Origin of the sequence: Arthrobacter ginkgonis (assembly GCF_039540195.1) — a bacterium.
In the GTDB taxonomy this organism is placed as follows: Bacteria; Actinomycetota; Actinomycetes; order Actinomycetales; family Micrococcaceae; genus Zafaria; species Zafaria ginkgonis.
Genome location: NZ_BAABEO010000019.1, coordinates 50,211 through 66,694, shown reverse-complemented (window position 1 = coordinate 66,694; position 16,484 = coordinate 50,211). Strand labels below are relative to the sequence as shown.

Annotated in this window: 14 protein-coding genes and 1 tRNA gene; 9 read left to right on the top strand and 6 right to left on the bottom strand. The window is 67.5% G+C overall.

Annotated features, from left to right (window positions below; genetic code table 11):
* The first annotated feature begins 120 nt into the window (after nt 1–120).
* The 7 genes from ABD912_RS13565 (at nt 121) to ABD912_RS13535 (ending at nt 6,452) form a co-directional block, all read left to right on the top strand.
* Nucleotides 121–366: a hypothetical protein gene (locus tag ABD912_RS13565; RefSeq protein WP_345151494.1), complete on the top strand. Its 246-nt coding sequence runs from the start codon at nt 121–123 to the stop codon at nt 364–366.
* Entirely contained in the window at nt 366–713 is a 348-nt protein-coding gene (locus tag ABD912_RS13560) for a DUF1036 domain-containing protein (protein ID WP_345151492.1), read from the top strand. The genes ABD912_RS13565 and ABD912_RS13560 overlap by 1 nt, the downstream gene beginning before the upstream one ends.
* 234 nt (nt 714–947) lie before the next feature.
* Nucleotides 948–2,681 carry a M6 family metalloprotease domain-containing protein gene (locus ABD912_RS13555; RefSeq protein ID WP_345151490.1) on the top strand — a complete coding sequence of 578 codons (1,734 nt, stop codon included), beginning with the start codon at nt 948–950 and terminating at the stop codon, nt 2,679–2,681.
* Between the two features lie 31 nt (nt 2,682–2,712).
* Nucleotides 2,713–2,925 (top strand): hypothetical protein, encoded by a 213-nt coding sequence (locus tag ABD912_RS13550; protein ID WP_345151488.1) that lies wholly within the window; start codon nt 2,713–2,715, stop codon nt 2,923–2,925.
* A 763-nt stretch (nt 2,926–3,688) separates the two neighbouring features.
* Entirely contained in the window at nt 3,689–4,744 is a 1,056-nt protein-coding gene (locus ABD912_RS13545) for a DUF2278 family protein (RefSeq protein ID WP_345151486.1), read from the top strand.
* A 292-nt stretch (nt 4,745–5,036) separates the two neighbouring features.
* Entirely contained in the window at nt 5,037–5,444 is a 408-nt protein-coding gene (locus ABD912_RS13540) for a hypothetical protein (protein WP_345151485.1), read from the top strand.
* Between the two features lie 18 nt (nt 5,445–5,462).
* Nucleotides 5,463–6,452, top strand: coding sequence for a tyrosinase family protein (locus ABD912_RS13535; protein WP_345151484.1), 990 nt, complete (start codon nt 5,463–5,465; stop codon nt 6,450–6,452).
* Nucleotides 6,453–6,531: 79 nt separating this feature from the next.
* Here ABD912_RS13535 and ABD912_RS13530 read toward each other — a convergent pair whose 3' ends face one another.
* The 4 genes from ABD912_RS13530 to ABD912_RS13515 form a co-directional block, all read right to left on the bottom strand.
* Nucleotides 6,532–7,320, bottom strand: a complete 789-nt coding sequence (locus ABD912_RS13530) for a hypothetical protein (RefSeq protein WP_345151482.1) — start codon at nt 7,318–7,320, stop codon at nt 6,532–6,534.
* A gap of 593 nt (nt 7,321–7,913) precedes the next feature.
* Nucleotides 7,914–10,208: a catalase/peroxidase HPI gene (gene katG / locus ABD912_RS13525; RefSeq protein WP_345151481.1), complete on the bottom strand. Its 2,295-nt coding sequence runs from the start codon at nt 10,206–10,208 to the stop codon at nt 7,914–7,916.
* A 200-nt stretch (nt 10,209–10,408) separates the two neighbouring features.
* Nucleotides 10,409–10,954, bottom strand: a complete 546-nt coding sequence (locus tag ABD912_RS13520) for a hypothetical protein (RefSeq protein ID WP_345151480.1) — start codon at nt 10,952–10,954, stop codon at nt 10,409–10,411.
* A 177-nt stretch (nt 10,955–11,131) separates the two neighbouring features.
* The gene (locus ABD912_RS13515; protein ID WP_345151479.1) at nt 11,132–12,547 is read right to left on the bottom strand and encodes an MFS transporter; all 1,416 of its coding nucleotides are present in this window, start codon (nt 12,545–12,547) and stop codon (nt 11,132–11,134) included.
* A 296-nt stretch (nt 12,548–12,843) separates the two neighbouring features.
* Between ABD912_RS13515 and ABD912_RS13510 the strand changes: the two genes are divergently transcribed.
* A complete protein-coding gene (locus ABD912_RS13510) occupies nt 12,844–13,866 on the top strand; it encodes a DUF808 domain-containing protein (protein ID WP_345151477.1) in 1,023 nt (340 codons plus the stop codon).
* A 103-nt stretch (nt 13,867–13,969) separates the two neighbouring features.
* Here ABD912_RS13510 and ABD912_RS13505 read toward each other — a convergent pair.
* Nucleotides 13,970–14,051: transfer RNA gene (locus ABD912_RS13505), tRNA-Leu, on the bottom strand.
* Nucleotides 14,052–14,218: 167 nt separating this feature from the next.
* Here ABD912_RS13505 and ABD912_RS13500 point away from each other — a divergent pair.
* A complete protein-coding gene (locus tag ABD912_RS13500; protein WP_345151476.1) occupies nt 14,219–14,815 on the top strand; it encodes an ANTAR domain-containing response regulator in 597 nt (198 codons plus the stop codon).
* Between the two features lie 112 nt (nt 14,816–14,927).
* Here ABD912_RS13500 and pyk read toward each other — a convergent pair whose 3' ends face one another.
* Complete coding sequence (gene pyk / locus ABD912_RS13495) at nt 14,928–16,460, bottom strand: pyruvate kinase (protein WP_345151474.1); 1,533 nt, start codon at nt 16,458–16,460, stop codon at nt 14,928–14,930.
* Between the last annotated feature and the right edge of the window lie 24 nt (nt 16,461–16,484).

Here is a 16,484-nt window from a genome sequence, read left to right as displayed (position 1 = left end):
GCCATCAAAGCCGGGGCAGCTTCGCAGTTCTCACGTGTGGGCGGCATTTGGTCCGGTAATGGCGCGGTAACGCATCCCTCGGATGCTGGGGGTGCAGATCCATCCAGGAAAGGCGACACGATGAGTGGACTTCGAAGCGAATGGACGCCCGAGCAGGTGCAGGAAAACCTCGGCGAGGCAAACGAGAACTTGCCCGAAGCCCGGACCACCGACAGGTTTCCGGTGGCAGGCACGGCAAGTGGAATCGACTTGCAAGCGGGTGAAGAGCCCTACGAAGAGGATGCGGCCGCAGCCGCAGGTCTCGGCACCGAACTCCGGATGCCCGCGGACCCGCCGCGACACCCCACGGATCTGGACGGTGCGTGATGGGCCTCTACTTCAAGAACGGCACCTCGGACACTCTCTTCGTGGCCTACGGGTACCACGCTCCCGGATGCGAGGGCGGCACGAACTGGGCCAAGAAGGGCTGGTACCGCATCGCGCCAGGTGGCACCGCAAAAGCCTTCAGCGGATGGGCCGGGCCCGGCAAATACTTCGTCTTCGCCGAGAACGAGTCCCGCACCAGGGCGTGGTCCGGCCCCTTTTTCACGCAGCTGCCCTCCAGGGCATTCGACTGGTGCTGGAACACGGGCAGCACCGACAGCCGCACACTGGGTCTTCTCAAGATCGAGGTGGGAGTGGGGATCCTGGATCACACCGTCCGCTTTACCTGACGCAGAAGCGCGCGCAAGGCGGTGCGGCGTCGTCCCCTTGATCGTGGGAAGGAGGAGCGCAGGGTGACCGTCATGGCACGTACGTGGGCGCGTGACGGCCGCCCGTGACTGAGCGGACCAATTCGCCCAACAAGCACTTGGAGGGCGTCCTAGTCGAATCGCCCGGCGGGCCCAGCACCGCGACTGCTGGCAGTCTGCGGCCCGGGACGCCGAGTAACAGAGAGAGGGGCCGACGTGCCCAGTCCATTCGTGGGTGAACTCTTCACCTTTGAGAATCCCGATGGCTCCAAAGTGACGCTGCGCGGGTGGGGGAACCAGTTTCAGGCCGTCTTCGAAACCCTGGACGGTTACACGGTCGTCCAAGGGGACAGCGGCTACTACGAGTATGCGAAATTGGCGGACGACGGCGAGACCTTGGTCCCGAGCGGCACGCGAGTCGGTGCGGAGGGCCCGGACACGCTCGCCCTTCCCAAACACGTACGGCTCACCCGAGAAGCCACTCGCCGACATGCCGCCGAGGCCCGGGACGCCATGGGACCCCCGCCGCGATGGATGCAGCGGCGGCAAGAGAACCTCGCCCGCCGGAACGCCCGGTCTGCGGAGGGAGCGGAGGCCGCACCTCCAACGGGCAGCACGACGGGCGACTACCTGGGGCTGGTCCTGCTGGTCGATTTCTCGGACTTCCCGCAGACAATCGGCAAGCAGGAGGTCGATGACTTCTGCAACAAGGCCGGCTACTCCGGATTCGGGAACAACGGGTCGGCCCTGGACTACTTCCGGGACGTCTCCGATGGCAAGCTGCGGTACAGGAACCATGTGGCCGCCTACTACCGGGCCGCCCACCCGCGAACCTACTACACCGATCCGGCGATCGCCTACGGCACGCGCGCCCAGGAGCTGATCCGGGAGGCACTGGACAGCCTCGTCGCGAGCGGGTTCAGCTTTTCCGGGCTGACCGCAGACTCCGGCGGGTTCATCCAGGCGCTCAGCGTGTTCTATGCCGGCGCGCGATCCAACGCATGGTCGCAAGGCCTGTGGCCGCACTCGTGGGCCCTCGCCAGCTCCTACTCCGCCGGGGGTGGACGCCGGTTCTCCGACTACCAGATCACCGATCTCGGCAACCAGTTGACCCTGAGGACGTTCTGCCATGAAAACGGGCACATGATCTGCGACTTCCCGGACCTGTACGACTACGACAAAGTCAACATCGGCAACGGCATTGGCCACTACTCGCTGATGTGCTTCGGCGGATCGGACAAGAACCCCACCCAAGTCGAGGCCTACCTGAAGCATGCCGCGGGATGGGCATCACGAGTCACCACCCTGAACAGCGGGACGACCGCGACCGTCGAGGCGGGCAAGAACGACTTCCTCCTCCATGCCAGGAACGCAGCCGAGTACTTCATCCTGGAGAACCGCCAACAGTCCGGCCGGGACGCGGCGCTGCCCGACGCCGGCCTGGCGATCTGGCACGTCGACGTCAACGGCAACAACAGCCACGAACAGATGACCGCCAGCCAGCACTACGAATGCTCCCTCACGCAGGCGGACAACCGGTTCGATCTCGAGCGCCGGGGCAACAGCGGCGACGCCGAGGACCTCTATGGCGGCGCCGCATCCACCTTCGGTGCGGCGACCGCACCGGCGAGCAAATGGTGGGACGGCAGCGCGTCCGGCCTTGAGATCGAGCAGGTTTCCGCGGTGGGTGCCTCGATGACGGTCAAGACCCGGGCCGCTGGAGGCACCGGAGCACAATGGCACTCCAACGTGGGCGTCGACAGCGTGTTCACCAGCCACCATGGCCAGAACGGCTGGGTGAACCTGGCGGGCTTCGGCTGGCGGAAGATCCAGACCGGCGCTCCCGACGGCGTCACCAACATGTCGGCGGTCTTCGCCCTGGCCCGAGCCAAGAACCTCAAGGTCACCGTCAACATGGACACGGCCACCGTGTTCCAAACCTATCTTTGATCCCCACCCATCACGAGAGAAAGAGACGACCATGTGGACCCTGATCAACCAGATCTACGCCACCCACCACTCCCAGAACGCTTGGGCGATCCTCGCCGTGGACGGGGCCTGGCACAAGGTCCTGCCGAACTCTCCGGACGGCGTGACGAACGTGCTCGTGATCCTCGCCGCCGCGAGGGCCAACGGCAAGCAGGTGTACGTCGTGCTGGATGCGGCAAAGAACATCACCCAGGTCTACCTCTAGCGGACGGGAGTAAGCCGATGTCCAACGACGTCACGATTTCCTTATCCCTCGGCTCTTCAGCGGGCGTTCGCAGTTCCGTCGACGCGAGTGCCGACGCGCCGTCGCCGCTCCCTCTTGACGCGCTGGGAACTCCAGGAGGCAAATCAGGGCTTGGCGCTGACCAGTCCTCGAGCCAGGCGCCCGAACCACTGCCCCTTGACCAGTTGCTCGCCCAGTCGCTCCCCGAATCATCCCAGGAGGATTCGGGGGCGTCCGCGCCGTCGCCGCTTCCGCTCGACGCGCTGGGAACTCCAGGAGGCACGTCGGGGCCTGGTGCTGACCAGTCCTCGAGCCAAGCGCCCGAACCGCTGCCCCTTGACAAGCTGCTCTCCGAATCCTCCCAGGAGGACGCTGCGGGGACCGCACCATCATCGCCGCCCGAAGCGCCGTCCTCGACGGACAACGGGGAGGCCCCGTCTCCCCTGCCGCTCGATGAACTTCAGCGGCTCGCGGAGGGAGAGTCGAAGTGAGTCCCCCGGCGATGAGGAGCGTGAGGAATCCATAGTTGTCCTTGCTGCGGACGCCTCGAGCGCTGCGGTGGCGGAGGTCGACGAGGCCGTTGATGGCTTCGTCGACCTCTGCTGCAGCGTCGTGAGTGTCAGGGCAGCAGTAATGCAGAAGTCACGCACCCGTCCCCAGGCTCAGGCCAGGACCGGAAGCAGGGCGGCAGGCCGCTCGCGGGTTCGGGGCGGGAACCGCGGATCGAGACGCGCTGGAGGTCGTCATGCCGTTGAAGAACTACGGGGTCCTCAAGGGAACCCCCATCAACCGGGTGCTGGGATCGGGCAGCAACCCCCACTACCAGGTCCACGTCGTGGACGACACCACGGACTACCGGCTGGCCGTGAACGTCCAGTCGGCGCTGAGCCCCTCCGAGGTCGAATACCTGGTGGATTCGAATTTCCGCCACCCGTTCCTGCCTCAACTCGAGGCGCTGGACCGGGGCTGGCACCCCCTCGCCTCCCAGCCCGCCGGCCCGGCCTTGGATTACATCCGCTCCAACCTGTTCGACCCGCGCCTGATGGTGCCGTTGCCCTTCAACGTCCCGGGCCCGGACAACGACCTGAACGAGAAGGTGGACCACTACATCCAACGGGCCATGGCCGACGAGGACTCGCTGATCTACGCCTTCGGGGAACCTTGGGGTCCCGAGCCCGGCAAGAAGGACAAGATCTTCGGGTTCCTGCCCGGAAACGGGGTCCACGACATCCACATGAACCAAGGCAACGTCGGCCGCTTCACGGACGACGACGGGGTCTACCAGGACGGCGCGCTTCTGCTGCATTTCCCGCACCAGAACCAGTGGGTGGGCATCTTCCTCAAATTCCAGTCCCAGACCTGGCACACCGACGACGTGACCGGCCACCAGATCAGTCCCCCCGTTAGCGGGCCCCCATCGGATGCCGGCATCGAACCCCGCCCCTTCCAACTCGGCGTCCCCCCGACCCCGGAATCACCCGACGGGGCGGTGCGCATCGTGGCGGCCCTGGCCAACCCCACGGCCTCCCCCGAGGTGGAAACGGTGACCCTGCTGAACACGACCGACCGGACCGTGGAACTCGCGGGCTGGAAGATCCTGGACCGGGACAAGAACGCCATGGGACTCTCCGGTTCCGTCCCGGCCGGGGAGACCGTGCGGGTCACCTTGGCTGCGCCGGTGGTGCTGTCCAACAAGGGGGGCCAGATCACCCTGCTCAACCCCGACGGCCTGCGGGTCGACGGGGTCGCCTACACCGGCCCGGACGCCTCGCTCCCGGGCTTCTCCATCGTCTTCCCCTAGCGAGTCGGCCCACCCAGGCGAGTGAACCACCAGCCTGCCCCAATACAGCTTCGTCGTGTTCGGCCTCGCCGTGGGTACACCCGATCCGGCCCGCCAGAACCACGCGCCTTGCCCGGGCGAGCTGCGGATTGCGCGGCTCGCCGCGAGCCTCGGCATCAACAGGCCCCGTCCTGGAGTTCCGTGCCGGCCAGTAATGCCGTGATAACGGGGGCAGGGGAGCATCTACATCCATCCGGGCCGCCCGCCCGGCCAATATGCACGCGAATTCTGGCCGTTCTCCCGGGAGGCAGCAATGGAACACGATGGCCCGTTCGACGGGTCCTGGAGCTACAGAAGCTTCCGGAACGATCCGGACCTGTCCACGGAATTCAACGCCCTGAGGTTCGGGGCCGGGACCCTGGAACTGGCGACACCGGAGTTCGGCCGCCTGGCCGGCAGCCTCGGCGGCGAGGGCTGGCGCCTGGAGTTGGCCGGAGGATACAGCTACGGCAACCCCTTCACCCTGCGCTTCCAGGGCTCCGGGCAGATCGGCGGCGAGCTGTGGGTCTATGACTATCTGGGCTACCTGATCCCCCTTTGGCCCAGCGGTGTCGACCAGCGGTCCGCCATCGCGGGCTCGGTCATCCGGACGGTTCCGCATTCCGGCGGCCAGGCCAAGGCCGGATTCGTCGCCTCGTTCATCGCCGTCAGGCAATCCTGAACCATATGGAGGACAGCCATGCTGGTCCGCAAGAACGTCCGCTCCCTCACCGCCGCGCAGCGGCAGGCCTTCGTCCACGCGCTGCTGGAGCTGAAGGCCCGGGGAAAGTACGACAGGTTCGTGCACTGGCACCACCACGTCATGCAACCGGCGGTCCTTCCCTCCGAACCCCGCGATGCCAACTACCGCAACGGCGCGCATCGGGGCCCGGCCTTCCTGCCCTGGCACCGAGAATTCCTCTTCCAGCTGGAAACCGAACTGCGCGCCATCGATGCCTCCGTGTCCATCCCCTACTGGGACTGGACCGAGGACACCGCCGACCCGGCCGCCTCGCCCGTCTGGGCCGATGACCTCATGGGCGGCACGGGTGTGGAAGCGGACGAATGGCGGGTGGCGAACGGCCCCTTCGCCCACGCGAACGGCAGGTGGCCGGTCCCCGACTACAGTGCCGAAGGCCTGCCCGGCCCGGGCCTGAAACGCAGCTTCGGACGACTCCTCGACAGTCTTCCGGCGCCCGCAGACCTGCAACTGGCGATGGGCGAGGTCTTCTACGACACCCCGCCCTACAGCCCCAGCCCGTTCACCATCGGGTTCCGGAACCGGATTGAGGGCTTCGTCACCCGGCGCGGCGACAACAGGGTGACCACCACCGGCTCCCAGTTGCACAACCGGGTCCACGTCTGGGTGGGCGGGAACATGCTGCTGATGACCTCCCCCGACGACCCGGTGTTCTTCCTCCACCACTGCTTCATCGACAAGGTCTGGGCCGACTGGCAGGAGGTGCAGAAGATCAACAACCCCGACGGTGCCCCGCACTACGCACCGCTGCAGGACGGACCCCGGGGCCACAACATCGACGACGACCTCCGCCCCGGCGCCCACACCATCCGGCAAGTGCTGGACATCACCGCCCTGGGCTATACCTATGAGCAGCCGCCGGCAGCACCGGACCTGACGGACCTGGCCACGGCCGTCCGGCCGGTCAACAGCCCGTTCTGGGTCGACTGACGTCGTCTGCGGGTCTGACAACGACTTGGCCAAGCAGGTCGCCGCCACGGTCGCACGTTGTGCGGCCCGGTGAGTTCTGTCAGCCGGAACCCAACTCGCGCAGTTCGAGGTACAGCTCCCGGTCAGTTTCCACCTGGACACGGAAGCCGTGGAAACCTTGCGGCGCGATGGTCGCGAAGAAGGCCCCCTCGGCGGTTTCCTTGGGTGACAGCCGGAACTGCGGCGTGTCGCGGCGGCCCTGGAATTCCACCGGCACGGCATGGTCGAAGTCCCGGGTCACGTCCTCTCCCACAGGGCGTCCGGCCATGTCCGTAACCGTGCCGGGGACCAGTCGTGCCGCTAACACCTGGTCGAAATCAGGCTTGGCCGTAATCCGATGGACGAAGTGCAGTTGCCCTGCACGCCCGAAGCAGAGGTAGGCCAGATCCTGGTCCGCCACGTGCCCTGCACCGACATCGAGCTTCTTGAAGTACACGACATTGCGGACCTCGGCAACCGCGCGGGCAATCGGCAGTCCCCCACGCTCGAAGTGACCCCGGTAAATAGTCCCCTCGATCGAGGATCGCTCCGGGCCGTCTCCGCCGGGGTCAAGTTCAGTGATGTGGAACTCTTCGGGCTCGAACGTGTATAGGCCTTGGCCGCCGCTTTCGCGGTCAGCGCTGAGCACCTCGCCCGCGGCTTCATCGAATCCGACTTCGAGGATCACTTGGAAATTATGCGGTCTTTGGAACATCGGCAGATGCGACAGGTAAAGGGCCCCCTCGCCAAACAGCAGCATGCCATGGAGACCCATGGTGCCGTCCCCGCCATGGCCACCGTGCCCGCTGCCGTGCTCGTGCTCGTGCTCGTGCTCGTGCTGCTCAGACATCTCCTGCTTCCTCCTTGTTCGTGTGGGTCGCGTAGACGAATCCGTTGCCTGCCGCTCCGATGAGGCGGTACTGCTGCCAGGCCCGGCGGTCGACCCGACGCGGCAGCCAAGCGGTCTTCAGGACAGGGGCCCCACGACCTCGGGACGCTACAGGTTCGCCTCCAGATACGCCGCGAAGCTTTCCGGCGGCTCCACCAGCGGATGCGGGGACCGGACGGGCACCGGCTCCGTCTGGGGTCGGAAGCCAGCTTCGCAATGGGCGGCAGGTCTCCCGCGACCAATGAGGGACCGCCGGTGTTTCGGTAGCGCATAGGCTCAGCCATGGCTTCGGTTTCCCTTCATCAGAGGTGGATTTCTTCTGCGAGTATTCCGTTGTGGCATTACGGGGCCGTTATCACTTTCAGAAAATCCCCGCCAGAACTGGCGAGACGGACCCGTTGCTTGTCACGGGGTGGCGGGGCCTTCGCGACTTCTGCGGGTTCGTCCTTAAAAGCGGCACGGTCGTTGCAACTCCCCAAACGGCGGGTGTTGCAACGACCGTTGGAACCGGCCTGCCGGGCCGGCCGCATCCGCGGCCGGCCCGGTCGCCCCGGTCAGCGCAGGTCGAAGCGGTCCAGCTCCATGACCTTCGTCCAGGCCGCCACGAAGTCGTTGACGAACTTCTCCTTGGCGTCGTCGCTCGCGTAGACCTCGGCCAGCGCCCGGAGCTGGGAGTTGGAACCGAAGACCAGGTCCACCGGCGTGGCGGTCCACTTCAGTTCGCCGGTGGCGACGTCGCTGATCTCGTAGACGTCCTCCTCCGCCTCCGACGCCTTCCACCGCGTGCCCGGGGAGAGCAGGTTGACGAAGAAGTCGTTCGTGAGGACCTGGGGCCTGTCGGTGAGGATGCCGTGGGCGGAATCGCCGACGTTGGTGCCGAGGGCACGCATGCCGCCGACGAGCGCCGTCATCTCCGGCGCGGAGAGGTCCAACAGGTACGCCTTGTCGAGCAGGAGGGTCTCCGGCTGGAGCTTCCCGCCGGGACGCACGTAGTTGCGGAACCCGTCCGCCCGCGGCTGCAGGTACTGGACCGACTCGACGTCGGTCTGGTCCTGGAAGGCGTCGGCGCGGCCGGGCCGGAACGGCACGGTGACGGCGATGCCGGCGTCGCTCGCTGCCTTCTCCACCGCCGCGCAGCCGCCGAGGACGATCAGGTCTGCCAGCGAGACCTTCTTGCCCCCGTCCTGGGCGGAGTTGAACTGCTGCTGCACCGTCTCGATCGCCTGCAGCGTGGTTGCCAGCTGTTCGGGTTCGTTGACCTCCCAGCCGCGCTGGGGCTCCAATCGGATCCGTGCCCCGTTGGCGCCGCCGCGCCGGTCGGTCTTGCGGAAGGTGGACGCCGCCGCCCAGGCCGTGCCGGCGAGCTGCGAAACGGACAGGCCCGAGTCCAGGAGTTGGGCCTTGAGCGAGTCGATGTCCTGTCCGTCGATCAGTTCGTGGTCGACTGCCGGGATGGGATCCTGCCAGAGTTGGGGCTCGGGGACCCACGGTCCGAGCAGGTGCGGGCCGACGGGGCCCATGTCGCGGTGCAGCAGCTTGTACCAGGCCTTGGCGAACGCGAGCGCGAACTCGTCCGGGTTCTCCAGGAAGCGGCGCGAAATCTCCCCATAGGCGGGGTCGACGCGGAGCGAAAGATCCGTGGTCAGCATCGTCGGCCGGTACTTCTTCTCCGGGTCGTGGGCGTCCGGGATGATCTCGGGCGCCTCCTTGGCCACCCACTGGTGGGCGCCACCGGGGCTCTTGACCAGCTCCCACTCGTACTCAAACAGGATCTCGAAGAAGCGGTTGCTCCATTCGGTCGGCTTGTCCGTCCAGGTCACCTCGAGGCCGGAGGTGATCGTGTCCGGCCCCTTGCCGGTCCCATGGGTGCTGAGCCAGCCCAGGCCCTGCGACTCGTGGCCGGCGGCCTCCGGCTCGGGACCGACGTGCTCATCGGCATCACCGGCGCCGTGGGTCTTGCCGAAGGTGTGGCCGCCGGCGATCAGGGCGACGGTCTCCTCGTCGTTCATCGCCATGCGCTTGAAGGTCTCGCGGATGAACGCCGCGGCCGCGAGCGGGTCCGGATTGCCCATCGGCCCCTCGGGGTTGACGTAGATCAGGCCCATCTCGGTGGAGCCGACCTCCTCCGACATCCGGCCTTCGCCGATGTAGCGTTCGTCGCCGAGCCAGGTGTCCTCGGGCCCCCAGAAGATCTCCTCCGGCTCCCACACGTCCTCGCGGCCGAAGGCGAAGCCGAAGGTCTTGAAGCCCATCGACTCGAGGGCGACGTTGCCCGCGAGGACGAGCAGGTCGGCCCAGGAGAGCTTTTGGCCATACTTCTGCTTCACCGGCCACAGCAGCCGCCGGGCCTTGTCGAGGTTGGCGTTGTCCGGCCAGCTGTTGAGCGGCGCGAACCGCTGGCCGCCGTCCCCCGCACCGCCGCGTCCGTCGTGGACGCGGTAGGTGCCGGCAGCGTGCCAGCTCATCCGGATCATCAGGCCGCCGTAGTGGCCGAAGTCCGCGGGCCACCAGTCCTGGGAGGTGGTCAGAACCTGGATGATGTCCTGCTTGAGCGCCTCGACGTCGAGCGCCTGGAACTCTTCGCTGTAGCTGAACGTGGGGCCGAGCGGGTTGCCCGCCGGGTGGTTGGCGTGGAGCACGGAGAGGTCGAGTTGGTTCGGCCACCAGTCCGCGATGGTCCGCGGCCGGTGCGCCTTGGGCTGCGGCGAGTCGATCGCCGGGTTTTCGCTCTCGCTGCCGTGCGAGGTCACGCTGCCATGGGCCACCGGGCACCCGCCCTCGACTTTGCGGTCCAGGCCCTGGGCGCTTCCGGGGGTGGGGATCGGGGGGTGTTCTTGGCGATCGGTCATGCGCTTCCTTCCCTATGGCCGAGGCCGCAGTCGGACTCGGGCAGCCGGTCTAGCCCTCCTATTTGACCATGACCGGACGGTCGGAGGAGAGCCCCCTGACGGACATGACGGCACCGGCGCGGCCGGAATACCTCGCCGACACAAGCGGTCGCCGCCGGCCCTGATCGGTGCAGGGCCGGCGGCGACCGGGTGGATGGAAGTTACCGGCCCCCGCCGATCACCCCCTTCTCCACGGCCTTGGCGGCCCCGTCCGCTTCCGCCTGGGTCAGCGTCCCGTCCTTCACCGCGGCGTCGAGGCGGGTCTTGAGCGCGGCAGCACGTTCGCTCCGTTCCTCCGCATCGATTTCCTCCAGCGCCGCCTTGACCTTCGCCTCCTCGATGCCCAGCGACTTGGCCAGCGAAGCGGCAAGTGCCGCTTCCCGCGCCGAGCGGTCGGGCCTCTGCCCCGAATCGGTTCCGTCGGCGGGCTTGTTGGCCGCCCTGAAGGCCTCCAGCGCTTCGGTCACCTTGGCTTCGTCCACGCCCAGCTTCGATGCCAGGTCCGCCGCGCGGTCCCCGAATCCCCGGTGGCCGTGGCCTCCCCTGCCCGCGTTGTCACCGTTCGCTGGCTGGTCGGCAGCCGCGCTGGACGATGGGGACGGGGTCGAGGTGGTGGCGGCAGAGGCCATTCCGGCGACTACAACCCCGATTCCCAGGGCCAAGGCAGTGGTGGCCGCGCCGGCCGCGATCTTTGTCTTCCCGTTCATGGGTCCTGTCCTCAATCAGCCGCGGTTCCGGCTGCTTTGTCGAGCCGGTCAACCGTTGGTACGGATCCAGCTTCGGGCGCGCAGGTAGGACCAGCCTGTTTCGCTGCTGTGAAAAATCCATGGCCACCCGCCGCTTGCCGAAGAGGTGATCGACGCGGCGGCCCGGGTCAGGGCTTCCTACGCCTCGTCCGCGCGGGCCGGAGCCGGCATGGCGACGACGGCGACGACGGTGAGGGCGGCACTGATCAGCACCGCCAGGAAAACGGCTGCGGAGGCCGACGCAATTGTGTCCGGGTTCGTGCCGCCGTTCGGCGTTCCGGCGTAGACCGCGTTCGCCACGGCGCCGAAAACGGCAACGCCGAGGGCGCTGCCGATCGACCGCGCGAAGAGGTTGGTGCCGGTGACCACTCCGCGCTCGTTCCACTCCACGCTCGTCTGGGCGGCGATCAGGCTCGGGGTGGCGACAAGCCCGAGTCCGAGTCCGACGACAAAGCAGCTGGCCGCGACCAGCATGACGTTGGGCGTGGAGGCGGTGGCGAAGAGGATCGCGGCACCGATGACCGTGACCGTGATGCCGATCAGGGCCGTGGACCGGAACCCGATCCGAAGGTAGAGGCGGCCCGATTGCGAGGCGCTGATCGGCCAGCCGAGGGTCAGGGCCGCGAGCGCGAGGCCAGCGAGGATCGGGGAGGTTGACAGCGTGCCCTCGAGGAACGTGGGGACGTAGGACGTGAGGCCAAGCATGACGGCTCCGACGCCGAAGGAGATCAGGGCCGTCGTTGCGAGCAGCCGCCGCGACGCGATCCACGGAGGCAGTATCGGCTCGGCCGCCCGCCGTTCGACGAAGAGGAACACCGCGAACAGGACGGCTCCGAGCGCGAACACCGCAATGCTGATGGGTGAATCCCAGGCCCATGCCTGCCCTCCCTGGAGTGCCCCGAGGATGATCAGGCTGAGCGAGACCGTCAGAAGGGCCGCTCCGAGGTAGTCCACGCGGTGCCTGGTGCGCTCGATCTCCTCGTGGAAGGTACGGATGAGCATCCACCCCGCCAGGAGGCACAGCGGCACATTCACGAAGAAGATCCCGCGCCAGAGGCCCAGGGAGGCAAACACGCCCCCGAGCGTAGGCCCGACGACGGAGGAGACCGCCCACACGCTCGCAAGATAGCCCTGCACCTTCGAGCGTTCCGCCAGGGAATATATGTCGCCGGCGATGGTGACGGCCATCGGCTGGACGGCTCCCGCACCGAGGCCCTGCACCACGCGGAACGCGATAAGGGCCGGCATGCTCCAAGCGAACCCGCACAGGATCGACCCGAGCAGGAAGAGGCCGATGCCGGTGAGGATGATCGGCTTGCGGCCGGCCATGTCGCAGAGCTTCGCGTAGACGGGTACCGAGACGGCCTGGGCCAGCAGGTAGGCGGAGAAGAGCCATGGGAAGGACGAGAAGCCGCCGATCTCCTCCACGATCGAGGGCACCGCCGTCGCGACGATGGTCGCGTCGATGGCAACGAGGCCCGTCGACAGCATCAGGGCAATGAGGATGGGTCCGCGCTTGGAGCGGAACCCCACTCCCTCGGCTACAGCCGTCATGACGGCACCTCGTTCCAATCGGCATCCAAAACTTGTTGCGCGCAGAACCACCTCGCCGGGTCCGGCACCCGGTACCGGCCGGCATTTTCACGGGGGTGGCCTCGGGGCTTGGCGCGACGAGTGTTGAGGGCCGCGCCTCCATATCGTAACCACTGTCCCGTTCCCCCACCGGCCGGGGCACGCCGCTGCCCGTCCACGGACTGCCCGCCCTCATATACTGTGGGCATGCCGATCACACTCCCCCACCGGGGCCTCCACGCCCAGCAGTCCGCCGTCGAGCCGTGCGGGGGCGTCCTGTGAGCGGCGGTCTCGTCGCCCTGCTGGACGACGTGGCAGCCTTGGCCCGCATAGCGGCAGCCTCGGTGGACGACGTCGCCGCCGGAGCCGCCAAGGCAGGGGCCAAGGCCGCCGGCGTGGTGATCGACGACGCCGCCGTCACCCCCCAGTACGTGTCCGGGGCGGACCCGTCCCGCGAACTGCCGATGATCAAGCGGATCTTCTGGGGATCGCTCCGGAACAAGCTGTTGTTCATCCTGCCGGCGCTGCTGCTCATCAGTACCTTCATCCCGGGGGTTATCCCGTTCATCCTCATGCTGGGCGGCACCTACCTCTGCTACGAGGGTGCCGAGAAGGTCTGGCACAAGCTCCGCGGCCACCACGAGGCCGAACAGGCGCCCGCGGTCGAACGGGGCCCGCTGGCGGAGGCCAAAGTCACCAAGGGCGCGATCACGACCGACTTCATCCTGTCCTGCGAGATCATGGTCATCTCGCTGAACGAAGTGGCAGACGAGTCCCTGTGGGTCCGGGCGCTCATCCTGGTCGTCGTGGCGATCGCGATCACGGTGCTGGTGTACGGCGCCGTCGCACTGATCGTCAAGATGGACGACATCGGGCTGCACCTGACCACCAAGGACTCCGCGGGCTCGCAACGCTTTGGCGAACTGCTGGTCAAGGGCATGCCCGCCGTGCTGGCCGCGATCACCCTCGTCGGGACGATCGCCATGCTGTGGGTGGGCGGCCACATCATGCTCCAGGGGGCGTATGACCTCGGCTGGCACGCTCCGTACGACCTGGTCCACGTCCTTGAGGCCCCGTTCCACGGGATCCCGGTGGTGGGCGGCCTTCTGAGCTGGCTCGTGAACACCCTGTGCTCGGCCGTCCTTGGACTCGCCTGGGGGCTCGCCGTCATGGCCATCCTGCACCCGCTGCTCAAGGTGCTGCCGTTCGGCAAGAAGAAGGGCGGGCACGAAGAGGGCGACGTCCGCGCCGCCCTCGCCGGCTATCGGCGGCCCGAACGCGACGCCGATCAGGCCGTCTAGCTCCTCCCGGAACCGACGTCCGGGGGATCCGTGCACAAAGTGCACGCACTGAACGCAGAAAAGGCCCCGGTCCCTTGATTCACAAGGGACCGGGGCCTGCTCGTGCCCGAGGTGGGACTCGAACCCACACGATTTTCATCGCCGCATTTTGAGTGCGGTGCGTCTGCCAATTCCGCCACTCGGGCCTGCCATGTTGCGCAACAAAACCCCGTTCAGCGGGGAATCGGCGCACAACTGACCAGACTCCGCACACGTCACACTGCGGAGCTGCGCTGAACCACTGTACATGCCAGTAGGCTGAATACGGAAACACCGCACCACGCCCGCACCCGGGCAGCACAGGAGAAACCCAATGACGGAATCCCCCGCCGCGCCCCGCCCCGCCCGCCGCGTTGTGGTCGCCGAGGACGAAACCCTGATCCGGCTGGACATCGTGGAAATCCTGGAAGGAGAGGGCTACGACGTCGTCGCCGAGGCTGACAACGGCGAGAAGGCCGTGGCACTGGCCCGCGAACACAAGCCGGACCTGGTCCTGATGGACGTGAAGATGCCGGTCATGGACGGCATCACCGCCGCCGAGGCCATCGTGAAGGAGCGCATCGCCCCGGTGGTGCTGCTGACCGCGTTCAGCCAGCGCGAACTGGTCGAGCGGGCCCGCGAGGCCGGCGCCATGGCGTACGTGGTCAAGCCCTTCACCCCGAACGACCTGATCCCGGCCATCGAGATCGCCGTTTCCCGCCACGAGGAGCTGCTGGCGCTGGAAACGGAGGTGGGGGACCTGCAGGAGCAGTTCGCCACCCGCAAGCTGGTCGAGCGCGCCAAGAGCGTGCTGACCACCCGGATGGGCCTGACCGAGCCCGAGGCCTTCCGCTGGATCCAGAAGACCTCCATGGACCGTCGCCTGAGCATGCGCGAGGTCGCCGAAACGATCATCAGCCAGGTCAAATAGGGGCCCTGAAACGGGCCCGCCAAATAGGGCCCCGAAGCAGCCCGCGAACGACGGCGGCGGCCACCTTCCGGTGGCCGCCGCCGTCATGTGCGGTAAGTGCCGGGCAGCCGGGCTAGCCCCGCTCCCCCCGCATGCGCTGGACCATCTCCTCCAGCTCTTCCTCGCGCGTCCGGTAGGGCCCGACCTTTTCGCGGTCCGGCGTCTGGTGGCCCTCCAGCAGCTGGCCCGCGTCGGCCAGGTCGCCCACGCGGTGGATGCGCAGGCTGTTGGTGGACCCGGCAACCCCTGGAGGGGAGCCGGCGACCACGCACACCAGGTCGTTGACCTCCGCCAGGCCGGACTGCAGCAGTTCCCGGTCGACCTGGGCGGTCATCTTGTCCGAGTGGTCCGCGTACTCCACCAGCCTGGGCTGGACGCCCCAGAACAGCGTCATGATGTTGTAGGTGTGCTTCGTCGGGGTGAAGGCCAGCACCGGCTTGCGCGGGCGCAGCCGGGACAGGCGGCGGGCGGAGTCGCCGGACTGGGTGAACGCCGCGATGTACTTGGCGTCCAGTTCGTCGGAGATCTCCACGGCCGCGCGCGTGATCGCCCCGCCGCGGGTCTTCGGCCGCGAGCCCAGCGGCGGGATGCGCGGCATCCCCTCGGCCTCGGTGGCCTCGATGATGCTGGCCATGGTCTTCACGGTCTCGATCGGGTATTTGCCCACGCTCGTCTCGCCCGAAAGCATCACCGCGTCCGCCCCGTCCAGCACGGCATTGGCGCAGTCCGAGGCCTCGGCGCGGGTGGGCGTCGGGGACTCGATCATGGACTCGAGCACCTGGGTGGCCACGATGACCGGCTTGGCCCAGCGGCGGGCCATCTCGATGGCCCGCTTCTGGACCAGCGGCACCTGCTCCAACGGCAGCTCCACGCCGAGGTCGCCGCGGGCGACCATGATCGCGTCGAACGCGTCGATGATCTCCGGCAGCGCCGCCACGGCCTGCGGCTTCTCGATCTTGGCGATCACCGGCAGGCGCAGGCCCTCCTCGTCCATGATCTGGTGGACGCGGCCGATGTCGGTGGCGTTGCGCACGAAGGACAGCGCGATCATGTCGACGCCGGCTCGGATGGCCCAGCGCAGGTCGTGCTCGTCCTTCTCGCTCAGGGCCGGGACGTTGACGGCGACCCCGGGAAGGTTGATGCCCTTGTTGTTGGAGACCTCCCCGCCCACCACCACCTCGGTGAGGACCCGGGGACCATCGACCTCCAGCGCCCGCAGGGAGACCTTGCCGTCGTTGATGAGCAGGGTGTCGCCGGGGGCGACGTCCTGCGGCAGTCCCTTGAACGTGGTCGAGCAGATCTCGCGGGTGCCCGGGATGTCCTCGGTGGTGATGGTGAAGCGGTCCCCGGCCTTTAGCGTGTGGGGGCCGTCGCTGAACCTGCCCAGCCGGATCTTGGGCCCCTGCAGGTCGGCGAACACGCCGACCGGCCGTCCCAGTTCCTCGGCGGCCTGGCGCACGTTCGCCAGCGTCTGCGCATGGAGTGAATGTTCGCCGTGGCTCATGTTGAGCCGGGCGACGTCGACGCCCGCGGCGAGCACCGCCAGCGTCTTCTCGTAGCTTCCGATGGCAGGGCCGAAAGTGGCCACAATCTTTGCGCGTCTCACCGTCCCAGCCTAGTACGGATGGGC